The 22,468-nt window shown below is 53.7% G+C and carries 17 protein-coding genes; 13 read left to right on the top strand and 4 right to left on the bottom strand.

Going from position 1 to position 22,468, the window contains the following annotated elements; genetic code table 11:
* Positions 1-22: 22 nt before the first annotated feature.
* The 4 genes from carB to BLS94_RS12150 form a co-directional block, all read right to left on the bottom strand.
* Positions 23-3,307 carry a carbamoyl-phosphate synthase large subunit gene (gene carB / locus BLS94_RS12165; protein ID WP_256325420.1) on the bottom strand — a complete coding sequence of 1,095 codons (3,285 nt, stop codon included), beginning with the start codon at positions 3,305-3,307 and terminating at the stop codon, positions 23-25.
* Between the two features lie 209 nt (positions 3,308-3,516).
* A complete protein-coding gene (carA, locus tag BLS94_RS12160; RefSeq protein WP_218124802.1) occupies positions 3,517-4,656 on the bottom strand; it encodes a glutamine-hydrolyzing carbamoyl-phosphate synthase small subunit in 1,140 nt (379 codons plus the stop codon).
* A gap of 160 nt (positions 4,657-4,816) precedes the next feature.
* Positions 4,817-5,632 (bottom strand): 4-hydroxy-tetrahydrodipicolinate reductase, encoded by an 816-nt coding sequence (dapB, locus tag BLS94_RS12155; protein WP_090961435.1) that lies wholly within the window; start codon positions 5,630-5,632, stop codon positions 4,817-4,819.
* Between the two features lie 170 nt (positions 5,633-5,802).
* Positions 5,803-6,549 carry an outer membrane protein assembly factor BamE gene (locus BLS94_RS12150; RefSeq protein WP_256325419.1) on the bottom strand — a complete coding sequence of 249 codons (747 nt, stop codon included), beginning with the start codon at positions 6,547-6,549 and terminating at the stop codon, positions 5,803-5,805.
* A gap of 53 nt (positions 6,550-6,602) precedes the next feature.
* On the opposite strand from BLS94_RS12150, the gene fur reads away from it, so the two are divergent.
* The 13 genes from fur to BLS94_RS12085 all read left to right on the top strand — a co-directional run bounded on the left by fur (position 6,603) and on the right by BLS94_RS12085 (position 22,365).
* Entirely contained in the window at positions 6,603-7,058 is a 456-nt protein-coding gene (gene fur / locus BLS94_RS12145) for a ferric iron uptake transcriptional regulator (protein WP_090961428.1), read from the top strand.
* Between the two features lie 303 nt (positions 7,059-7,361).
* Positions 7,362-9,083 (top strand): acetolactate synthase 3 catalytic subunit, encoded by a 1,722-nt coding sequence (locus tag BLS94_RS12140; RefSeq protein WP_256325418.1) that lies wholly within the window; start codon positions 7,362-7,364, stop codon positions 9,081-9,083.
* Positions 9,084-9,086: 3 nt separating this feature from the next.
* Complete coding sequence (gene ilvN / locus BLS94_RS12135; protein ID WP_072766586.1) at positions 9,087-9,578, top strand: acetolactate synthase small subunit; 492 nt, start codon at positions 9,087-9,089, stop codon at positions 9,576-9,578.
* A gap of 86 nt (positions 9,579-9,664) precedes the next feature.
* Entirely contained in the window at positions 9,665-10,681 is a 1,017-nt protein-coding gene (gene ilvC, locus BLS94_RS12130; protein WP_090961425.1) for a ketol-acid reductoisomerase, read from the top strand.
* A 267-nt stretch (positions 10,682-10,948) separates the two neighbouring features.
* Positions 10,949-11,722: a CDP-diacylglycerol--serine O-phosphatidyltransferase gene (gene pssA, locus BLS94_RS12125; RefSeq protein WP_256325417.1), complete on the top strand. Its 774-nt coding sequence runs from the start codon at positions 10,949-10,951 to the stop codon at positions 11,720-11,722.
* The gene (gene pgi / locus BLS94_RS12120; RefSeq protein WP_218124801.1) at positions 11,719-13,359 is read left to right on the top strand and encodes a glucose-6-phosphate isomerase; all 1,641 of its coding nucleotides are present in this window, start codon (positions 11,719-11,721) and stop codon (positions 13,357-13,359) included. Before pssA ends, pgi begins: the two co-directional genes overlap by 4 nt.
* 248 nt (positions 13,360-13,607) lie before the next feature.
* Positions 13,608-15,701: a transketolase gene (gene tkt / locus BLS94_RS12115; RefSeq protein WP_090961423.1), complete on the top strand. Its 2,094-nt coding sequence runs from the start codon at positions 13,608-13,610 to the stop codon at positions 15,699-15,701.
* 74 nt (positions 15,702-15,775) lie between these two features.
* The gene (gene pgm / locus BLS94_RS12110) at positions 15,776-17,476 is read left to right on the top strand and encodes a phosphoglucomutase (alpha-D-glucose-1,6-bisphosphate-dependent) (RefSeq protein ID WP_090961420.1); all 1,701 of its coding nucleotides are present in this window, start codon (positions 15,776-15,778) and stop codon (positions 17,474-17,476) included.
* A 193-nt stretch (positions 17,477-17,669) separates the two neighbouring features.
* On the top strand, positions 17,670-17,957 hold the full coding sequence (locus BLS94_RS14945) for a cation efflux transmembrane domain-containing protein (RefSeq protein WP_176767870.1): 288 nt from the start codon (positions 17,670-17,672) through the stop codon (positions 17,955-17,957).
* 89 nt (positions 17,958-18,046) lie between these two features.
* Positions 18,047-19,066 carry a phosphogluconate dehydrogenase (NAD(+)-dependent, decarboxylating) gene (gnd, locus tag BLS94_RS12100; protein ID WP_090961416.1) on the top strand — a complete coding sequence of 340 codons (1,020 nt, stop codon included), beginning with the start codon at positions 18,047-18,049 and terminating at the stop codon, positions 19,064-19,066.
* 1 nt (position 19,067) lies between these two features.
* On the top strand, positions 19,068-20,486 hold the full coding sequence (gene zwf / locus BLS94_RS12095; protein ID WP_090961413.1) for a glucose-6-phosphate dehydrogenase: 1,419 nt from the start codon (positions 19,068-19,070) through the stop codon (positions 20,484-20,486).
* Positions 20,487-20,667: 181 nt separating this feature from the next.
* Positions 20,668-21,534, top strand: a complete 867-nt coding sequence (locus BLS94_RS12090; RefSeq protein WP_090961410.1) for a carbonic anhydrase family protein — start codon at positions 20,668-20,670, stop codon at positions 21,532-21,534.
* A gap of 390 nt (positions 21,535-21,924) precedes the next feature.
* Entirely contained in the window at positions 21,925-22,365 is a 441-nt protein-coding gene (locus BLS94_RS12085; RefSeq protein ID WP_090961407.1) for a hypothetical protein, read from the top strand.
* Positions 22,366-22,468: the final 103 nt, after the last annotated feature.

Here is a 22,468-nt window from a genome sequence, read left to right as displayed (position 1 = left end):
ATTCGTTGACCGATCTATTTCGCTAAATTTGCGGCAAGTCCGTTCCCTGCGCCTTAAACCGGACATCCCCATCTCCATCTGCATGAAAGGATGCCGGCATCGCTCCTCGCAATCCGTGGAGTGTTTGCAAACTGTAGGCCTGCAACTCCTGCATACTTGCCATGCCGATGCAGGCAGCGCGTGCGCCTGCCAGCGTAGTGTAATATGTTACCCTTGCCTGCAACACTGCATGGCGGATCGAGTAAGAGTCGTGAATCGCGCTCCGCTTGTCTTCCACGGTATTGATAATCAAAGACATCTCACCGTTTTTGATCATGTCCACTATGTGCGGGCGCCCTTCCGCCATCTTGTTTACCGGCGTTACGGCCAGTCCGGCCAAGCTCAGGACTGCTGCAGTACCACGGGTAGCATAAAGCGTGAATCCCAGTTGTGCAAGATTGCGCGCGATTTCCACCACACGGGGCTTGTCCGCCTGGCGGACGCTGATGAAGACTTTACCCGAGAGCGGAAGTTTTACTCCCGCGGCCAGTTGCGACTTCACAAACGCTTCGGCAAACGTTTGCCCCACTCCCATCACTTCGCCGGTCGACTTCATTTCGGGTCCGAGTATGGTGTCTACGCCAGGAAATTTTATAAAAGGAAAGACAGCTTCCTTTACGGAATAATAGTAGGGAATGAATTCCTTGACTACACCCTGGCGTGCAAGCGTTATTCCCGTCATACAGCGCGCAGCAATTTTTGCCAACTGTAATCCGGTGGCTTTGGATACGAAAGGGACGGTACGAGAGGCTCTCGGATTTACTTCGAGTACGTAAACGGTACTACCCTGAATGGCAAATTGCACATTCATCAATCCTACAACCTTGAGCGCGCGCGCCATTGCCGAAGTCTGACGACGCAGCTCATCCTGGATTGGCGCTGGCAGGTTGAACGGCGGCAATGAACATGCCGAATCGCCTGAATGCACACCGGCCTGCTCGATGTGTTCCATGATTCCCCCAATCAGCACGGCTTCGCCATCGCAGATCGCATCCACATCCACTTCCACGGCGTCGTTCAGAAAATGGTCCAGCAGCACGGGGGAGTCGTGCGAAACCTTTACCGCCTGGTGCATATACCGTTCGAGATGCGCTTGCTCATGGATGATTTCCATGGCTCGCCCTCCCAATACGTAACTGGGACGAACCACCAGGGGATAACCGATTTCGCCGGCAGCGGCAATCGCTGCTTCCGCATTTCTCGCGATGCGGTTTGGCGGTTGTTTCAGCCCAAGCTGATGCAGCATTTTCTGAAAACGCTCCCGATCTTCGGCACAGTCGATCATGTCCGGGCTGGTACCGATAATCGGGACGCCATTAGCCTCGAGATCGCGTGCAAGCTTCAACGGCGTCTGCCCGCCATATTGCACGATCACACCCAAAGGCCTCTCCACTGCGACGATTTCGAGTACGTCCTCCAAAGTCACGGGCTCGAAATAAAGCCGATCCGAAGTATCGTAATCGGTCGAAACCGTCTCGGGATTGCAGTTGACCATGATAGTCTCGAAACCATCCTCACTTAAGGCCAGCGCTGCGTGAACACAGCAGTAATCGAACTCGATACCCTGACCGATACGGTTGGGCCCACCTCCCAGTACCATTATCTTTTTCCTGTCGCTCGGCAGCGCTTCACATTCCTCTTCGTAAGTGGAATACATATACGCAGTACGCGTAGCGAACTCGGCGGCGCAAGTATCAACCCGTTTGTACACCGGGCGCAGGCCGAGCTGATGCCGCCGTGCGCGGACCGCCTCCTGTGTAGCATTCATCAGCTTCGCCAGGCGCCGATCTGAAAAACCGCTGCGTTTCAATTTACGCAATGCATGCAGATCAAATGTATCCAGAGATTTTCCGACAACGGACTGCTCCTGCCTTACCAGATCTTCGATCTGAACCAGGAACCAGGGATCGATATGCGTATGCTCTTGAATTTCATCAAAAGCCATGCCGCAACGAAACGCATCGGCAACGTACCAGATCCGATCCGGACCCGGATCAGCCAGTTCGGCCGCGATCGTTTCGATATCCGCTGTTTTCTCATCCAATCCGTCTACGCCGATCTCCAGCCCGCGCAACGCCTTTTGAAGAGATTCCTGAAAAGTTCGTCCAATCGCCATCACCTCGCCCACCGACTTCATCTGTGTGGTGAGGCGATCATTGGCCTGTGGAAATTTCTCGAAAGCGAAGCGCGGTATTTTGGTGACGATATAATCTATGGATGGCTCGAATGACGCCGGCATTGCCCCGCCAGAAATATCGTTCCTGAGTTCATCCAATGTATAACCTACCGCGAGCTTGGCCGCCACCTTGGCGATGGGAAATCCAGTCGCTTTCGAAGCCAGCGCGGAGGAGCGCGATACCCGAGGGTTCATCTCGATTACGAGCATGCGCCCGTCCTGCGGGTTGATAGCAAACTGTACATTGGAACCGCCTGTTTCCACCCCTATTTCGCGCAACACCGCTATTGATGCGTTACGCATGATCTGGTATTCCCTGTCTGTCAGGGTCTGTGCCGGGGCTACGGTGATGGAGTCCCCAGTGTGCACTCCCATGGGATCGAGGTTTTCAATGGCGCAGATGATGATGCAATTGTCTTTCTTGTCGCGTATCACCTCCATCTCGAATTCTTTCCAACCGATGACCGATTCCTCGATCAGCAATTCCCGCGTAGGCGAAGCTTCCAGGCCGCGTTCGCAGATATCCAGAAATTCCACGCGGTTGTATGCAATACCGCCGCCGCTGCCACCCATGGTAAATGACGGCCGAATAATAGCTGGATAACCCACCATTGCCTGTACTTGCAGCGCTTCCTCCAGACTATGGGCAATGGCAGAACGTGCCGAACTCAACCCGATACGGGTCATTGCCTGTTTGAATTTCTCGCGATCCTCAGCCTTGTCGATAGCCTCGCGCGACGCGCCAATCAGCTCGACGCCGTATTTTTGAAGCACGCCATTCTTGGCGAGGTCGAGCGCACAATTCAACGCCGTCTGTCCGCCCATCGTCGGCAATAGCGCATCCGGGCGCTCAATGGCAATAATTTTTTCCACCATAGACCAGATAATGGGCTCTATATAGGTGGCGTCCGCCATTTCCGGATCGGTCATGATGGTTGCGGGATTGGAATTTACCAGGATGATACGATAGCCTTCCTCCCGCAACGCCTTGCACGCCTGGGTACCGGAATAATCGAACTCGCATGCCTGCCCGATAATAATGGGCCCCGCACCGATAATGAGGATGGATTTTATGTCGTTACGTTTAGGCATGGATGCAGTGAAATTTTTGGCGTGATATCGGTACGCTGCTTCAGGAAATTCTGGCTAAATTCCGTAAGAAGCACGTTCAGAAAAATCGGGATAATCACACGGGCATTGCAGGCCGCAGCCGCATCATTCTTCCTTTGGCGATGCCAGGGAATTCTATGCAGTGAGCGCCCGTGCCGGACCTATTCCGGAGTCCCTTTCATATTTGTATTTCAACCGTTTCTTTCCATCAATCCGATAAATTTATCGAATAAATAATCCAGATCGTGAGGTCCCGGACTCGCCTCAGGGTGTCCCTGAAAGCAGAATGCGCGCTGACCGGTCAGTTCGAATCCCTGCAAGCTACCATCAAATAACGACAGATGCGTAATGCGTGCATTCTTTGGCAGGGTATCGATATCCACCGCGAAGCCGTGGTTCTGGCTGGTAATCGCTACCGTTCCGCTGTCCAGATCCTTCACGGGGTGATTGGCGCCGTGGTGGCCGAATTTCATCTTTATGGTTTTGGCCCCACTTGCCAACCCCAGCAGTTGATGCCCCATGCAAACACCAAAAATGGGTACTTCTTCTTCAAGTAATCTTCTGATTGTGGCAATTGCATAATCGCAAGGCTCCGGATCGCCAGGTCCATTGGAAAGAAATACGCCGTCGGGCCGTAATGCCAGAATCTCGTCAGCGGTAGTTTGAGCAGGAAATACCGTAACCTTGCAGCGGCGGTGCGCCAGTTTGCGCAGCATGTTGCGCTTAACACCAAAATCCACCGCGACAACATGAAAGCGAGGGTTCTTATCGACCTGGTAATCGCACCCCAACCTCCATTCGCCTTCGTTCCATTCGTAAGGCTGAGTGCAACTCACCACTTTAGCCAGATCCATTCCCATCAGTCCGGGAAATTCCCGAGCGCGTTTCAGCGCTTCAGCCTCATCGGGAAAACCTGCCATGATACAGCCTGACTGCGCACCTTTTTCGCGCAAGATACGCGTAAGCTTGCGCGTGTCAATATCTGCAATCGCCACTACCCCATGTTGCCTGAGGTATTCCGGTAAGGTCTGGGTCTGCCTCCAATTACTTGAGACGAGGGAAAGATCCCGGATCACAAGGCCGGCGGCATATACGCGATCGATGCAGCCGGATTCCGCGTCCTCCGGATTAGTACCCGTATTGCCGATGTGTGGATAAGTCAACGTAATGATTTGCCGGCAATAGGAAGGATCAGTAAGTATTTCCTGATAGCCGGTCATGGAAGTGTTGAATACGACTTCGCCCGTACTGACGCCTTCGAGGCCGATAGATGTGCCGCGGAAAACTGTGCCGTCGGCGAGTGCGAGAACGGCATACGGGCGTTGTGACACGGGAGACTCCTGCGAACGAGACAAGACATGAAAATGGGACAAGCTGCCCATTGTCCCATTTTATAAGTGCGAGATTATACTTCGAAAAGCTGCCTGCTTCAATGAAACCCCGGCAGTAACCCGCGATCGCGGAGGTGTGAACGGCATACCTGATACATGATTACTCGCGCAATCCCAGCACGTTCTGCATATCGAACAATCCGCTTTGCCTATCGGCAAGAAATCGCGCAGCACGCAGCGCTCCCTCGGCGAAAGTTGCGCGACTGCCAGCCTTGTGTGAAATCTCGATGCGCTCGCCTGTCCCTGCAAACATCACGATGTGATCACCGACGATGTCTCCGCCGCGCACGGTGGCAAAACCAATGGTGCCGGGCGCGCGTTCTCCGGTATTGCCTTCGCGTGCGTAAATTGCGATTTCGGAGAGCTCTTTGCCGAGCGCTCCCGCGATCACCTCGCCCATCTGCAACGCAGTGCCGGACGGCGCATCAACCTTGTGCCGGTGGTGCGCCTCAATAATTTCTATGTCGTAACCCGTGTTCACGTTCAATGCCTTGGCCGCCGTCTCCAGCAATTTGAAGGTAACGTTTACACCCACGCTCATATTGGGCGCAAATACCATTGATATGTCTTTTGATGCGGCCTTGAGCTTTTCTTTTTGTTGGGTCGAAAAACCGGTTGTGCCGATTACCATTTTCACCCCTGCCGCACGGCACGCCGCCAGATGCGCGAGCGTTCCTTCAGGCCGGGTGAAATCAATCAGTACATCGGTTGCCCGCAACCCGGAAGCAACATCATCGGTAATATTAACGCCGCACGGCGCACCCGCCAATTCCCCCGCATCCCTTCCGAGAAATGGGCTACCGGTACGCTCCAGTGCAGCGCTCAATTGCATGTCCGGGGCTTGGGCGATAGCCTCCAGCAAAGCGCGCCCCATCCGGCCCGAGCTTCCAGCGATGGCAATATTCAATGTCGTCATTTATCCTAAATCCGCCCTGTAGCGAGCGCACCCCGGAAGGTGAAGCTCATGGAGCATGAGAAATCTTTTTTAGTTATAGCGCTTAATTGAAAAGAGCTGAAAAATGAGTGGTCAGCTGCCGGATTTAGGTTTATCTAAGCAATATCTTTTTCGGATCGCCCAAGGTGATCCTATTCTTTCTGCAGGTCTGCTTCCTTATTGCCCAAATCCGCTGATGGAGATGGCACCAGCCTGGGGCCGCGTTTTTCCGGCTCCAGCAAACCTGAAGCCTCACTCACATATGGAATTCCACTTGAGGCAGCCATACTGGCGGCAGCCGGCGTTTCTCCCCGGGCGGCGATATCGCTGGAACCTGGAACACCGGATACTTCTTTATTGGAAGCGGGAATGTCGGTCACGGCATGAGTCTCGGGGTGAGAAAGGCCTTCCTCTTTACTCGACGCAGGGATATCGCCGGGTACTTGATCAGCGCCCTCTTTCTTGGTAATTTGAGTGTTGCTTTCTTCCTTTACCATGGGCCTGGTTGACTCACCCGGCATGGAAGGCTCGACTGACGGCGGCTGAACAAAAGCAAGCGAAGGCGTAAAAGTGCCATTCGTGCGCACCAGTTTATCGCCTTCAAAAAAAACTGCCAGATGTCTTTGCTCGACTAGCTTGCCCTTCTGCTCAAGGCGATATACATAATCCCAGCGGTTTTCATGGAAAGCGTCACTAATCATGGGGGAACCCAGCGCGAAGCGTACCTGCGACCGAGTCATGCCGGGCTTTAGTTTGTTCACCATTTCCTGAGTAATGACATTACCCTGCTGGATTTCGATTTTGTAGAGCAAGGATGGAATAGACGAACATCCGGCGAGCAATAGCAAACCGACTAACGTGAGTATTCTTGCGCGCATCGCGACGACGTAGGTTTCCAAAGCGAACTCAACGTTATATGATACAGCAAATAACCTTACGGATGAATATAGCTATGAGCAAGCCAAACAATCTCAAAACCATGGGCTTGAAGGCCACGCTGCCCCGCCTTAGAATACTCAGCTTGTTTGAAAGCAGCGCGGTACGCCATCTCTCGGCCGAGGATGTTTACAGAACCCTCATCGGAGAAGGGGAGGACATCGGCCTTGCCACCGTGTACCGGGTGTTGACCCAATTCGAGCAGGCAGGATTGCTCGAACGCCACCACTTCGAAGGCGGCAAGGCAGTGTTTGAGCTTGCCAGCGGCAGTCACCACGACCATCTGGTTTGCCTGCAATGCGGCAGAGTGGAAGAATTTTACGACGCTGAAATCGAGAAGCGTCAAATTAAAATTGCCAAAGATCGAGGCTTTGCCATACATGAACACTCGCTTTCACTTTACACGGATTGTATTAAACCTGCTTGTCCCTATCGAAAAACCGACGAAAAGGGCGGGAACGTGAAAAGCTGAGCTTAATTTTTTTCTGAAGCGCGCAGATTCAGGCTATAGTTATGCACTTGAATGCTCCGGATATCGATTCATTAGCCCGGAAAACGCTGAGATTCGGCTTGCACCATTTACGGTCTGCCGAATTTACCGTGCTCCTCGTCCTCAACTGATTGGGGCAATCTGTTCGATAAATCGACTTCCCGGGCATACGCGGTTATCAACCTGCCATGTCCCCGCTGACCCCTTATCAAAGAAGTTGACCAAAGACCACCTAAACATTACTGTTCAGCTTTTATTCATATATTTTTTTGCTGTCACTCAACATTGGAAATTCAAGGAAGCATGAGCACGGAATTGACGGGCGCTGAGATTGCAGTGCGTTGCTTGCAAAAGGAAGGGGTAGACTATATTTTTGGTTACCCTGGCGGCGCCGTACTGTTCATTTATGACGAATTGTTCAAGCAGGACAAGGTCAAGCACGTGCTGGTGCGGCACGAGCAAGCGGCGGTGCATGCAGCGGATGGCTACGCTCGCTCCAGTAATAAGGTAGGGGTGGCGCTGGTGACATCCGGACCCGGCGTGACGAACGCCGTAACCGGTATCGCCACCGCCTATATGGACTCGATTCCCCTGGTCATCATCAGCGGGCAAGTACCAACCCATGCTATCGGATTGGATGCATTTCAGGAAGTGGATACCGTAGGCATCACACGTCCCTGCGTTAAACATAATTTTCTGGTTAAAGATATCACCGAACTGGCTGCCACTATCAAGAAGGCGTTCTATATTGCTTCCACCGGCCGCCCGGGGCCGGTGCTGGTGGATATTCCAAAGGATGTGAGCCAGCAGAAAACAGAATTTGATTATCCCGCGAGTGTCACCATGCGCTCCTACAACCCGGTCACCAGGGGGCACGCCGGACAAATCAGGAAAGCGGTACAACTGATACTGGAAGCCAAGCGTCCGATGATCTACGCGGGCGGCGGCGTCATCCTGAGCGACGCGGCCGCGCAACTGACCGATCTGGTACGAATGCTTGGGTTCCCATGCACCAACACACTGATGGGATTGGGCGGTTATCCGGCAACCGACAAGCAGTTTGTCGGTATGCTGGGCATGCACGGCACCTACGAAGCCAACATGGCGATGCAGCATTGCGACGTATTGGTGGCGGTGGGCGCCCGCTTTGATGATCGAGTCATAGGCAACCCCAAGCATTTTTCCAATGAAGACCGAAAAATAATACACATAGATATCGATCCTTCATCTATTTCAAAACGTGTGAAAGTGGATATTCCCATTGTCGGCAACGTCTCCGATGTCCTGGACGAGCTGATAAAATTAATCAGGGCGCGCAAGGAAAAGCCCGATCGGGTCGCTCTTGATGCGTGGTGGACGCAGATTGATTTATGGCGCGCACGCGATTGCCTCAAGTATGACCGCGCAAGCTCGATTATCAAGCCGCAGATGGTGGTGGAAAAGCTATATGAGGTGACCGGAGGTAACGCATTCATCACTTCGGATGTGGGCCAGCATCAAATGTGGGCAGCCCAGTTCTATAAATTCGACCTGCCGAGGCGGTGGATCAATTCCGGCGGTTTGGGAACCATGGGTTTTGGTCTTCCGGCAGCGATGGGCGTGCAGTTTGCCAATCCGGGGGAAATGGTGGCTTGTGTCACTGGCGAGGCCAGCATCCAGATGTGTATTCAGGAACTGTCCACCTGCAAGCAGTACAACCTGCCGCTGAAGATCATTAATTTGAATAACCGTTACATGGGGATGGTGCGGCAGTGGCAACAATTTTTCCATGGGAATCGTTATGCTGAATCCTATATGGATGCGCTGCCCAATTTCGTCAAACTGGCGGAGAGCTACGGCCATGTAGGCATGCAGATCGACCAACCCGGTGACGTGGAAAGCGCGTTGCAAGAGGCCTTCAAACTCAAGGACCGGTTGGTATTCATGGATTTCATAACGGACCAGACCGAGAACGTTTTCCCCATGGTGCCCGGGGGAAAAGGTCTCTCCGAGATGATTCTGGTATAAACAATGCGACATATCATTTCTCTTTTGATGGAAAACGAAGCGGGCGCGCTGTCTCGCGTAGCCGGCCTGTTCTCGTCACGTGGCTACAATATTGAATCGCTGACCGTCGCCGCCACAGAAGACCCGACCCTGTCTCGCATGACGCTGGTTACCGCGGGATCGGATGACGTGGTCGAGCAGATAACCAAGCAACTGAACAAACTCATTGAAGTGGTCAAAGTGGTGGATTTGAGCGAAGGCGACCATATCGAACGCGAACTTATGTTGATGAAGGTGCGCGCGGTAGGAAAGGACCGTGATGAGATAAAGCGCATGGCTGATATTTTTCGTGGCCGCATCATTGATGTGACTGATAAATCATACACGATCGAACTGACCGGTACCGGTTCCAAGCTTGATGCATTTCTTGAGGCAATGGAACGGGGCGCTATCCTGGAGACCGTGCGGACGGGGGCCTCCGGCATCGGTCGTGGTGAAAGGATATTGAAGGTGTAGCAGCGCTCTGCGCTCTGCGGAATGGCGAAATATTTCCGCTATCGCCTGGCCCTGATGTATTTCTATTTTTGAGCAGAAAGGAAACTATGAACGTTTATTACGATAAAGATGCCGACTTGTCGCTCATCAAGGACAAGAAAGTTACTATTGTGGGCTACGGCTCGCAGGGCCACGCCCACGCCAATAATCTAAGCGATTCCGGCGTAACGGTGACGGTCGGCTTGCGCAAAGGAGGAGCCTCCTGGAGCAAAGCGGAGAAGGCCGGTCTTACTGTAAAAGAAGTGGCTGAAGCCGTGAAGGCGGCCGATGTAGTAATGGTGCTGTTGCCCGATGAGCAGATCGCCGCCGTTTACGCATCGGAAATCGAGCCCAATCTCAAGGAAGGCGCCACGCTTGCGTTTGCTCATGGCTTCAATATTCATTATGGCCAGGTCTCGCCAAGAGAAGATCTCGACGTCATCATGATCGCTCCCAAAGGTCCGGGCCATCTGGTGCGGTCGACATACACACAGGGTGGCGGAGTACCGTCACTCATTGCCGTGCATCAGGACAAGTCAGGCAGGGCACGAGACCTGGCGCTATCCTATGCCGCAGCCAACGGGGGCACGCGCGGTGGAGTGATAGAAACCAATTTCCGCGAGGAGACCGAAACCGATCTCTTCGGCGAGCAGGTCGTGCTGTGCGGAGGTCTTACCGCTTTGATCCAGGCTGGCTTCGAAACACTGGTTGAAGCAGGATACGCGCCGGAGATGGCCTATTTTGAATGCCTTCACGAAGTGAAGCTGATCGTCGACTTAATCTACGAAGGCGGCATTGCCAATATGCGCTACTCCATCTCCAACAACGCCGAGTACGGAGACATTTCGCGGGGCCCACGCATCGTTACAGATGCCACCCGGGATGAAATGCGCAAGATTTTGCACGAAATTCAGACGGGTGAATATGCCCGTGAATTCATTCTGGAAAATCGTGCCGGAGCGCCCATGCTAAAAGCCAGCCGCCGCCTTGCGTCAGCTCATCAGATTGAAACGGTTGGAGCGAAATTGCGCGGCATGATGCCATGGATCAATAAGAACAAGCTCGTTGATCAGGCAAAAAACTAGGGAACGAAGAAACAACGGGTACATCAATACGGGTGTTTGACAGCTTCCGCTTTGCTTGAGGCTTGCAAAGCGGAAGCTGTCAGTAAAGCGGCTGTCGCATAGCTGTCAAATTCGGGAAAAACTCATGAAAAGCTGCCGGATTGGTTGTAATGCGGATAGCTGGGCGCTTAACGTTGGGAATCTCCCGATTTCGGGTCCCGCGCACCGACTGTTTACCAAAGGCTCATAAGCGCCTAACATGCATCAGTCTCCTATGGGATTGCACACATGATGCATGATCCTCATCCACGCCTCATACTCAAATCCAAACTGCGCCGTCGCGGCATTTATTTACTGCCCAACCTGTTTACCACTGCAGCCTTGTTTGCGGGATTTTATGCCATCGTGCAGGCGATGAACGGCCGTTTTGAACATTCCGCGGTCTCCATTTTCATTGCAATGGTGCTGGATGGGCTGGACGGGCGGGTAGCCCGGTTGACTCATACTCAAAGTGAATTTGGAGCGGAGTACGACAGCCTGTCCGACATGGTGTCATTCGGCGCTGCACCCGCGCTGGTCATATACGAATGGGCCTTGAAAGGCATGGGCAAACTGGGATGGATTGCAGCATTTATTTATTGCGTCTGTGCCGCGCTTCGCCTGGCGCGTTTCAATACCAACATAGAGGTCGTCGATAAGCGTTTTTTTCAGGGGCTGCCCAGCCCCGCCGCGGCTGCGCTGATTGCAGGACTGGTCTGGGTAATGCTAGACTTTGGCATAGCGGGTACGGATATCAGATGGCTCGCCTGGTGTATCACCCTATTCGCGGGCCTCACAATGGTCAGTAATATCCCCTATTACAGCGGCAAGGAAATCAATTTACGCAAAACCGTGCCATTCGTCACCGTTTTGCTACTGGCGCTGTTTTTTTTCGTTTTGATCCCAAGTCATCCACCGGTTGTGCTGTTCTGTCTCTTTTTACTTTATGCCTTGTCGGGCTATGTCATGTGGATGTGGCGGTTCACCAAGAGAAAAAGAATACCTGATGGGCCGCAACCGTGATTTCATTCGCGACACCGACTCTGACCGGGCGTCCCGCCTGGAAAGCGCTGGAAGTGCATTATCAGTCAATCAAAGCCCTGCATCTGCGCCAGCTTTTCGCGAATGACCCTACCCGCGGCGAACGATTTACAGCCGAAGCCGCCGGAATTTATCTGGACTATTCAAAAAATCGGATAACCGACGAAACACTCCGGCTACTTGTCCAGCTTGCCGAGGAATGCAACTTGCGTGGTCGCATTGACGCAATGTTCAGGGGCGATCCAATTAATTTATCCGAGCAGCGTCCCGCATTACATATTGCCCTACGCGCCCCGAAGGGCGAACGAATCCGCGTCAATGACATTGACGTTGTACCCGAGGTGCAGGCGGTTCTGGACCGAATGGGCGATTTCGCTGACGGTTTGCGCACTGGGCAATGGCGTGGATATACCGGCAAACGAATTCGCAATATTGTCAACATCGGCATAGGCGGCTCGGATCTTGGTCCGGTGATGGCCTATGAAGCGCTACGTTATTACAGCTTGCGCGACATGAACTTTCGCTTCATATCCAACGTGGACGGCACGGATTTCAAAGAAGCCACGAGGGATATCGATCCCGAAGAAACGTTATTCATCGTCTGCTCGAAGACTTTTACTACGAAAGAAACGCTCGCGAACGCCAACTCGGCGCGTGAATGGGTTCTGGATAAGGTAAAAGACGTGCGCGCGGTGGCCACGCACTTCGTCGCTGTTTCGACAAACGCGGATGAAGTGGCCAAGTTCGGTATCGATACGGGCAACATGTTCGGTTTTTGGGATTGGGTAGGTGGCCGTTACTCGATGGATTCTGCAGTCGGCCTCTCGACGATGATCGCCATCGGGCCCGAGAATTTCCGCGCCATGCTGGCAGGCTTTCACGCCATGGATCAGCACTTCCTCACCACCCCGATCGAGAAAAACTTGCCCGCTCTCATGGGGCTGCTTGCCATCTGGTACAACAATTTCTTCCAGGCGCAGACAATTGCTGTGCTGCCGTATGAGCAATACCTCAAGCGGTTCCCGGCTTATCTGCAGCAACTCGCAATGGAGAGCAACGGCAAGAGCGTTACGCTCGACGGCGCTCGCGTTAACTACCAGACGTCGCCCATTGTCTGGGGCGAACCGGGCACTAATGGCCAGCATTCTTTCTATCAACTCATACACCAGGGCACCCGCCTGATCCCGTGTGACTTCATCGGTTTTTGCCAGACTTTGCAGCCGCTGGGTAATCATCACGACATGCTCATGGCCAATCTGTTCGCACAGACTGAAGCACTGGCATTTGGAAAGACCCCGGACGAAGTGAAAGCGGAGGGGGTCCCGGATTGGTTATGTCCCCACCGAAGCTTCGAAGGAAACAGTCCAACCAGCACCATCCTTATCGAGCGCCTCACGCCTTACGCGCTGGGCACATTGGTAGCCCTTTATGAACACAGTGTTTTTACACAGGGATCGATCTGGAACATCGACTCGTTCGACCAATGGGGCGTCGAATTGGGCAAGGCGTTGGCTAAGCGCATCATGCCGGAACTGGAGAGTATCAGCGAGTTACCGCTGAAGCATGACAGCTCAACCAATGCACTGATACGACGCTACAACCGGCAAAAACTGAAATAGTTGCACGTCGCCCATCGCTCGACCCTTACCTTGCCCGGTGCTTGATATATGGAATAATATCCGTCTCAAACCTGTTTTCTAATAACTCTGCAATTCAGGGAACTGCAATACTTTCATATAGAGGATAGCGATACGCCGGGCCTGCAAACGACAGACACAAGGGCAGACACAAGAGCGGGAGATTAAAAGTTTAAAGGGGCAAATCTTTTTCAGGCAAGCGTAGTGGCTTGCTCCACTGGAACCATGCCATGACCCAACAAACGCAATCAGACCAGCTTTGTATCAATACGCTTCGCACGCTATCGATCGACGCGGTGCAACAGGCAAACTCCGGTCATCCCGGAACACCGATGGGCGCGGCGCCCACAGCATATTGCCTCTGGCAGCGCTTTCTTCGCTACGATCCGAACGATCCCGAATGGCTGAATCGCGACCGCTTCGTGCTTTCGGCTGGCCATGCCTCGGCCTTACTCTACAGCCTTCTCTATCTGACCGGTGTAAAAGCGACGAGTCCTCATTATGACAAAGCTGACAGGCTGGCTGTCATGCTTGATGACCTCAAGAGCTTCCGGCAGGCGGGAAGCCGCTGCACCGGCCACCCTGAATACGGCTGGACCTCCGGTGTCGAAACCACTACCGGCCCGCTCGGGCAGGGCGCGGCCACGAGTGTTGGCATGGCGCTCGCGCGCCAATGGCTGGCGGCAACCTATAACCGGCCCGGTTTCCAACTGTTTAACAATAATGTTTATGCACTCTGCAGCGACGGCGACATGATGGAGGGCATAAGCAGCGAGGCCGCGTCCCTCGCGGGGCATCTCAAGCTGGCGGATCTTTGCTGGATTTATGACGATAACCGGATCACCATCGAGGGATCAACCGATCTCACGTTTTCGGAAGATGTGGCCGCCCGTTTTGCCGCCTATGGATGGCATGTTGCGCGTGTCGGAGACGCCAACGACTTGGGCCAGCTGTCTCATGCTTATGAGTCATTCCTGAATACATCGGATCGCCCCACGCTTATTATCGTGCGTAGCCACATCGGCTATGGCGCACCCCACAAGCATGATACAAAGGAAGCGCACGGCGAGGCGCTTGGCGCGGAGGAAGTACGGCTGGCGAAAGAATTTTACGGCTGCGATCCCGATAAGCAATTCGATGTACCGGAAGGTGTCCGGGAACATTTTAAAGCGCAATTCGGCGAGCGCGGAACTGCTGCCCATGCTGCCTGGAAACGGTTGCTGGAGGCCTACCGGGCGCAATATGGCGATCTCGCCGAACAGATAGATTGTCTGCAACGGCGCGGCCTGCCTGCCGGTTGGGATAGCGCATTACCAACATTTCCAGCGGATGAAAAGGGCGTTGCGACGCGTGAGTCATCAGGCAAGGTGCTGAATGCGATTGCGAAAAAAATGCCCTGGCTACTTGGGGGTGCGGCAGACCTGGCGCCTTCGACAAAAACGGAACTGAAGGGGAAGGACACGTTCTACGGCAATTTTCAGGCGCCGGGGCAGGGCGGAAAGCCAGATAACAGTTATTCAGGACGAAATTTTCATTTCGGCCTTCGTGAGCACGCAATGTGCGCCGTTGCCAGCGGGATGAGCCTGTCAAAGCTTCGGCCCTACGCTGCGAGCTTTCTGATCTTTTCCGATTATGCCCGCGCGGCGATCAGGCTAAGCGCAATGATGGAAATCCCGGTTATCTACATCTGGACTCACGACTCGATCAGTCTGGGAGAAGATGGCCCCACGCATCAGCCAATCGAGCAACTTGCGTCTTTACGGGCGATGCCGGGGATGACTGTGTTACGCCCGGCGGATGCGAATGAAGTCGTCGAGGCATGGCGCGTCATCATGCACTACACAGATCGACCGGTTTGCCTGATATTGACGCGGCAGGCCATACCCACGCTGGATCGCTCACGGTATGCTTCTGCAAGCGGGCTTTCTCGTGGTGCATACATACTGGCCGACGCCGAAAATTGCAAACCTGAAGTGCTGCTGCTGGCTACCGGCAGTGAAGTCTCACTGTGTATTATGGCTTATGAACAACTCAAGTCGGCAGGAATCAATGCTCGCGTCATCAGCATGCCGTCGTGGGAACTATTTGAGAATCAGAGCCAGGAATATCGTGACAACGTTTTGCCGCCCGAAATTCCGGCGCGTGTTGCAGTTGAAGAAGCTTCCACCTTTGGTTGGGAGCGTTACACCGGTGTAGCGGGATGCACTCTCGGCATGCGCAGCTTCGGCTTGTCGGCGCCAGGCAAGGCCGTTGCACAGCACTTTGGATTCGAGCCTGGGCAAGTTGTTGCCGCAGCCCGGGAACAAATTGCACGTCATGCGTAGAAGAGTAGTTTCAAGGAAAACTGAATTCCGGTTGACGCTCTTGCGTCGGTTACCGCACGGTGAAGAGAGGCAGCATGGCCGCTGAAAAAATTACCGAAAAGATCAGTCCGCTGGCAGGGAAACCTGCCCAGACGGCAATGCTGGTAGACGTGCCCAAGCTTGTTACTGCTTATTACGCACTGATTCCCGATTGGACGGTGCCGGTACAAAGGGTCGCATTCGGCACCTCGGGACATCGCGGGTCCTCACTGGACGCAAGCTTCAATGAATGGCACATCCTGTCTATGACCCAGGCGATCTGCCTGTATCGCCAACGGCAACACATCGATGGTCCACTATTCCTTGGAATTGACACGCATGCGCTTTCAGAGCCGGCATATACCAGCGCACTTGAAGTGCTGGCCGCGAATGGCGTTGAAGTCATGCTGGCAAAAAATGGCGAATATACGCCTACCCCCGCTGTTTCCCACGCCATATTGACGTATAACCGGGGACGGACGGACGGATTTGCCGATGGCATCGTCATTACGCCTTCTCACAATCCGCCGGAGAGTGGCGGCTTTAAGTACAACCCGCCACACGGTGGCCCGGCGGGCGTTGAAATCACTGGCTGGATCGAAATCAAATCCAATGAGTTCCTGGAAAAGAATTTGGCAGAAGTGAAAAGAATGCGTTTTCAAAACGCGTTGCGCGCCTCTACAACACATCGGCATGACTTTCTCAACACTTATGTGAATGATCTTCATAATGTAATCGATGTAGACGCCATACGCGGCACGAATATCAGCATGGGAGTCGATCCGCTTGGCGGCGCAGGGGTCCACTACTGGAGCGCGATTGCGGACCATTACCGGCTCAATCTCGCGGTGGTGAACAATGTTGTCGACCCAACCTTCCGCTTCATGACAGTCGATTGGGACGGCAAAATTCGCATGGACCCGTCGTCGCGCTACGCCATGCAAGGCTTGATCAATTTGAAGGATCGCTACGACATTGCCTTCGCTTGTGATACGGACCATGACCGGCATGGCATCGTAACCCGAAGCGCAGGCCTGCTGCCAGCGGACCATTATCTTTCAGTGGCTGTTTATTATTTGCTCCAGTATCGCCCAGAATGGGGTAGTGGCATTGCGATAGGCAAAACAGTGGTAAGCAGCCAGATAATCGATAGGGTGACCGCGAAACTGGGCCGGGAGCTTTACGAAGTGCCGGTCGGTTTCAAATGGTTCGCAAATGGGCTGTGCGACGGCTCGCTCGGTTTTTGCGGTGAGGAAAGCGCGGGAGCATCTTTCCTCCGCCGGGACGGCACGGTCTGGACGACGGACAAGGATGGGATCATCCCCGCGCTGCTATCGGCCGAGATCACCTCGCGCATGGGTCGGGATCCCGGCGAGATATACCGCCAGCTCGAAGGGGAATTTGGCCATTCCGTCATTAAACGCATCGATGCGCCCGCCACCCGGGAGCAAAAAGGGCTGCTGGCTAAACTTTCTCCACGGCAGGTTCACTCCTCGGACCTGGCCGGTGAAAAGATAAAGAATATTCTCACCCAGGCGCCGGGGAATCATGCGCCTATCGGCGGGATCAAGGTCATCGCTGAAAACGGATGGTTTGCAGCGCGCCCGTCCGGTACTGAAGATATCTTTAAAATTTATGCGGAAAGCTTCCGGGGGACAGATCACCTGCATCGCATCGTGGAGGAAGCGCAGGCAATTGTCGGCGATGCGCTTGCTGGGGCGTCCATCGGCGAACCCGCCGAGACAATTAATAAATAAGCCAATTCCAGTCACTTTATCACCTTGATTCTGCCGGGGGAGGAACTCAAATGAAAATTGCTTGCCTGGTTCAGGCGTGTTCCCCCGAGATGCAGACATCGAAGATGTTTTGCGGAAATCCCGGTGTTCGTTGGGAAAGTAACTATTCCCGCTGCCCCTCGTCACTCCAGTCTCAAATGGTGGCGGCAACGATATGACTTCGGGTTCGTCGAAAACCGAACTGGTCATTTACGTAGCCATCATGGGCAACCTTGTGATCGCCTCGATGAAATTCCTGGCCGCTGCGCATACTGGTAGTTCTGCCATGCTTTCCGAAGGCATTCATTCCACCGCCGACACCGAGGAAGTATTACTGAATATCGAGGCCCAATTCGTTCTAACGTTGTCGGCAAATGAACTGGCGAAGGTTGTTTCCCAGCTGCGTCGTTACCACCCCAACATCAAGAGAATATTCATGGAGGTGGCACCGATGAAAGGATGACAATCGAGGGGCGCGGGCAGAGATATGCCATACGTTCGGACCAACTTAGCGTGCACGGAATTCGATTCTTAACTGCAAGGAGGACCAAGATGCAAATCGGAATGATCGGACTAGGACGTATGGGTATCAACATGGCAGCCCGCTTGATACAAGCCGGGAATGAATGCGTGGTTTACGACCCCCGCAAGGAAGCTGTCCAGGAACTGGAGCAAAAAGGCGCGATCGGAGCAGGCTCAATGGAAGATTTGGTCGCGCGCCTAAGCAAGCCGCGCATAGTGTGGTTGATGGTACCCGCCGCCGCGGTTGATGGAATTCTTTCAAAACTGGTACCCCTTGTGGAGGTGGACGACATCATCATCGATGGCGGCAATTCCTATTACCACGACGATATCAGGCGCGGCGCCGAACTACGGTCCAGGGGGATTCATTACGTTGACGTAGGAACAAGCGGGGGCGTTGCCGGCCGCGAGCGCGGATACTGCCTGATGATCGGCGGGGAAAACCAGATCATCCAGCACCTCGACCCGATCTTTGCTGCGCTGGCGCCCGGCATGCGGGCAGCGCCGCGTACCTTTGGCCGCGACAGAACCGGCAGCACTGCCGAGGAAGGCTACCTTCACTGTGGACCATACGGCGCTGGCCATTTCGTCAAGATGGTTCATAACGGAATTGAATATGGCTTGATGGCGGCTTATGCCGAAGGCTTGAATATCCTGCATAGCGCCAACGCCGGCAAGGGAGCGCACGATGCGGATGCCGAAACAGCGCCGATGCGCAATCCCGAATTCTACCAGTATGAACTCGATCTTCCGGAAATCGCGGAAGTCTGGCGCCGCGGCAGCGTCGTGGCGTCGTGGCTGCTTGATCTGACAGCGGAGGCTTTGATTGAAGATGCCGATCTCACCAAGTTTTCGGGACGCGTGTCGGATTCGGGTGAGGGGCGCTGGACAACGTTGGCAGCCGTTGACGAGGGCGTGCCCGTACCGGTAATCAGCGCCGCGCTTTTCAGCCGTTTTGAATCCCGGGGTAATGCCGATTATGCCGATCGGCTGCTCTCGGCGATGAGAAAGCGGTTTGGCGGACATGACGAGAAAAAAGGAACGAACTGAGATGGATGGGGAAAATAAGGCAAACAACGAACAGGCTGTGTCCGATGCGCTGGTGCTGTTCGGCGTGACAGGTGACCTCGCTTACAAAAAGATTTTTCCGGCGCTTTATGCGATGGTGAAGCAAGGCTCCCTGGATGTACCCATAATCGGCGTCGCCTCGTCACCATGGGATATTAGCCATCTTCGCCACAGGGTAGCGGAAGCCGTAAAACATTCAGGAAAGATCGATGACCAACCCGCGCTCGACCGCCTTCTTTCTTTGTTTCGATACGTTTCCGGCAATTACAATAATCCGGAAACTTTCAAAGTGCTCAAGCAGGCAATGGGAAACGCGCGGCGGCCAGTGCATTACCTCGCCATACCTCCTGCTCTTTTCGCTATTGTTATAAAAAATCTGGGTGCCGCAGGCCTCGCCGATGATGCCAAAGTCATCGTCGAGAAGCCGTTTGGACGCGACCTTGCCTCGGCACGCAAGCTCAACCACGTCGCACGCGGGGCATTCTCGGAAGATTCGATTTTCCGTATCGACCATTTTTTGGGGAAGGAGGCGATAATGAATATCCTCTACTTCCGCTTCGCCAACTCGTTTTTGGAACCCATCTGGAACCGGAACTATATAGCCGGCGTACAGGTGACGCTGGCCGAGGACTTTGGCGTAGAGGGACGCGGAGGATTTTACGAATCCGCCGGTTGTCTGCGTGACGTAGTTCAAAACCATATTTTCCAGATCGTTGCGCTGCTTGCCATGGAGCCTCCAGCGTACCGGGGCTTCGGTGCGGTTCAAGGGGAAAAAGCGAACGTCTTCCGCGCAATGCGGCCATTGAACCCGGATGATCTGGTGCGAGGTCAATATGCGGGTTATCGTGAGGAACCAGACGTAGCAAAAGACTCCGACGTCGAAACTTTTTGCGCCTTGCGCCTGTTTATCGACTCCTGGCGCTGGGGGGGGGTCCCGTGGTATTTGCGCTCAGGCAAGTTTCTCGCCGAAACAGTAACGGAAGTTCTTGTCCAGCTAAAACCCCCGCCGCAACAGCTTTTCGCCGACTCGATACCCGATCTTAAAACTTGCGGCGCCAATTACTTGCGCTTCCGGCTTTCCCCTATTTCCACCATCGCTATCGCTGCACGCGTTAAACGTACCGGAAAAGAGTTTATTGGCGACGAGCGGGAGCTCTGCCTGGTTGAAGAACATTTTGGACAGGAGTTGCCTTACGAACGGCTGTTGCATGACGCCATGATAGGCGACGGGGCGCTGTTTACGCGGGAGGATACGGTGGAAGCCGCCTGGGCAACGCTTGATAATGTTCTCAAGACGCACCATCCAGTCATTCCCTACGCACGCGGGAGCTGGGGCCCCGAGGCCGCGGATACATTGATTGCACCCGATAATTGCTGGCAAAATCCCCAGAAGGGAACCTGATATGAAACAGGCAACCAAGCCCTTCGGCAATGACAAACGGCTTAATACCTAAGCAAGTAGGGTTAACGCATTCTTAACATTTAGGCGACTGTTTTTTCACACCGGGCATGTTATTTTTAAATCGCATAACGTCATACCCATGCCCTTCATTTCGAGCATCACACTTTTGAGGACACTTACTATGAATGCACCATCGACTCGGTTATTACCGCTGGCATCGATTGTTTCCGCCCTTTTCCTGTCCGGCCTGCCTGCTGCGCATGCGGCGTCACTGGCGGAGAACCTGGCCAAAATGGAAGCGCAAAGCCCCATTGACATCACTGCCCAGAATACAAAGTTCGAGCAGCTATCGCCGATGCTATTTGACTTGAGCTCTGACACCAAGTTAACCGTTATCAATAATGGTTCGCCTGGTGTGTTCAAAACCGCTGCCAGAGCTAATGTCGACGATGGTGCCGGATCGGTAACGGTTGATGGAGACACCTATCAATTGGCCCAGTTTCACTTCCATACCCCCGCGGAGCATCTGGAGAATGGCAAGGTGTTTCCGATGGAAATGCATCTGGTATTCAATGACGCTAGCAACAACATCCTCGTCGTCGGCAGGTGGGTCGAGGAAGGCGCGTCCAACGACGCGCTGGCACCTATTTTCGCTGATTTACCCAAGACCACAACGCAGACACACGTTTTCAACCACTTCGATTTGAACGCCCTTCTGCCGACCAACCTGGAATCCTTCCGCTACGATGGCTCACTAACGACGCCTGATTTCAACGAAGGTGTAAAATGGATCGATCTTGCTCAGCCGATGCAAATGTCCGCGGCTGAAATCAATGCGTATAGTTCGCTCTTCCCGAATGGAGATGCGCGAGAGATTCAGGACCTTAACGGGCGAATCGTGCTTACGGATGTACCGGGCTTCGCTTCAGCGGTTCCCGAGCCGGAAACCTATGCAATGCTGCTGGCCGGACTGGGCTTGATAGGCTTCGCCGCACGCCGCAAAAATGGGCGCTTGAGCAAGCCGGGGCTTGTCGGGTCTATAGCGTAAGCGCCAAAGCCAGTTAAATACGATATGCATCCGCCATCGCGAGATGGTGGATGGCCAGCCTTCTTCCAATCCAATTTCTTGCCGACAATCTGATTTTCGCACTAGCCCGGGACGAACGGCTCTGTTCGTCACTCAATCCCGCTCGTCTTCTTTTCCTGTTTATCTTTGAATCTTTCGCCCATACGAGGAAGCAGGAACGCATCAACCACTAATGATGGAACCCGCATGCTCCTCTTTTGTCCAAACCCCCGCATTCACCAGTTGTTCATTGTGGCGTAATGGAGCAAAATTTATGAACATGAGGCTGCCAGTTGGTCTACTTTGCGTTAAGATTTGAGAAACGTGTGTAATTTCATTGTTGTCTTCTCCCGACCTGAATAAAAGGAGCATATGAAACATACTTTCATTCTGAAAAATTCAATCCAGTCTTTAATATTTGCCGGGACCCTTATTTTCGGCGCAGTCGGAGTATCCCATGCACAGCCTGGTATGGCCGCACAAGGTGGAGCCCATTTGCTCGCGCAGGCTGGTTCAGGCGCCGAGCAGCAGGCTTCCGGCTGGAAAGACCCTGTAACAGGCCGGTCTGCTGCTCCCGAGGATAACACCGGTGCGCTTACCCAGGCTGCACCAGCCCAGGCTGCGCCGAGCCAAACGGACCCCTCGTCAGGCTGGTCATCAGGTGGGCAGACATCGGGCTCATGCAAGCACGCCACTCCTGAGCAGGAAAGTTTTCTCTGTAAGGTTGTACGAATTCTGTATCGAGCTGAGACGCCACGCGGGCCGAACCGTGACATGGACGAAAACGTCTCGGCTGGCGGTGCTGGAGGTTGATTTTGCGGTCAGGGATATAATCAGACAAGGCGAATAAAGGAGAGCAAACATTAAACATACTTTTTGTGCTGAAAAAAACGCGGTGGTTCGCTTTATATTGTTT

Origin of the sequence: Nitrosospira sp. Nsp18 (assembly GCF_900103145.1) — a bacterium.
Classification (GTDB): Bacteria; Pseudomonadota; Gammaproteobacteria; order Burkholderiales; family Nitrosomonadaceae; genus Nitrosospira.
Note: the sequence above shows the minus strand (reverse complement) of the source record. Positions and strands in the feature narration are given on the sequence as shown.

Excerpts from the sequence above, each read along its gene's own strand:
- carB (WP_256325420.1), bottom strand. The coding sequence starts at position 3,307 with ATGCCTAAACGTAACGACATAAAATCCATCCTCATTATCGGTGCGGGG.
- dapB (WP_090961435.1), bottom strand. The coding sequence starts at position 5,632 with ATGACGACATTGAATATTGCCATCGCTGGAAGCTCGGGCCGGATGGGG.
- fur (WP_090961428.1), top strand. The coding sequence starts at position 6,603 with ATGAGCAAGCCAAACAATCTCAAAACCATGGGCTTGAAGGCCACGCTG.
- ilvN (WP_072766586.1), top strand. The coding sequence starts at position 9,087 with ATGCGACATATCATTTCTCTTTTGATGGAAAACGAAGCGGGCGCGCTG.
- ilvC (WP_090961425.1), top strand. The coding sequence starts at position 9,665 with ATGAACGTTTATTACGATAAAGATGCCGACTTGTCGCTCATCAAGGAC.
- pssA (WP_256325417.1), top strand. The coding sequence starts at position 10,949 with ATGATGCATGATCCTCATCCACGCCTCATACTCAAATCCAAACTGCGC.
- tkt (WP_090961423.1), top strand. The coding sequence starts at position 13,608 with ATGACCCAACAAACGCAATCAGACCAGCTTTGTATCAATACGCTTCGC.
- pgm (WP_090961420.1), top strand. The coding sequence starts at position 15,776 with ATGGCCGCTGAAAAAATTACCGAAAAGATCAGTCCGCTGGCAGGGAAA.
- BLS94_RS14945 (WP_176767870.1), top strand. The coding sequence starts at position 17,670 with ATGACTTCGGGTTCGTCGAAAACCGAACTGGTCATTTACGTAGCCATC.
- gnd (WP_090961416.1), top strand. The coding sequence starts at position 18,047 with ATGCAAATCGGAATGATCGGACTAGGACGTATGGGTATCAACATGGCA.
- zwf (WP_090961413.1), top strand. The coding sequence starts at position 19,068 with ATGGATGGGGAAAATAAGGCAAACAACGAACAGGCTGTGTCCGATGCG.
- BLS94_RS12090 (WP_090961410.1), top strand. The coding sequence starts at position 20,668 with ATGAATGCACCATCGACTCGGTTATTACCGCTGGCATCGATTGTTTCC.
- BLS94_RS12085 (WP_090961407.1), top strand. The coding sequence starts at position 21,925 with ATGAAACATACTTTCATTCTGAAAAATTCAATCCAGTCTTTAATATTT.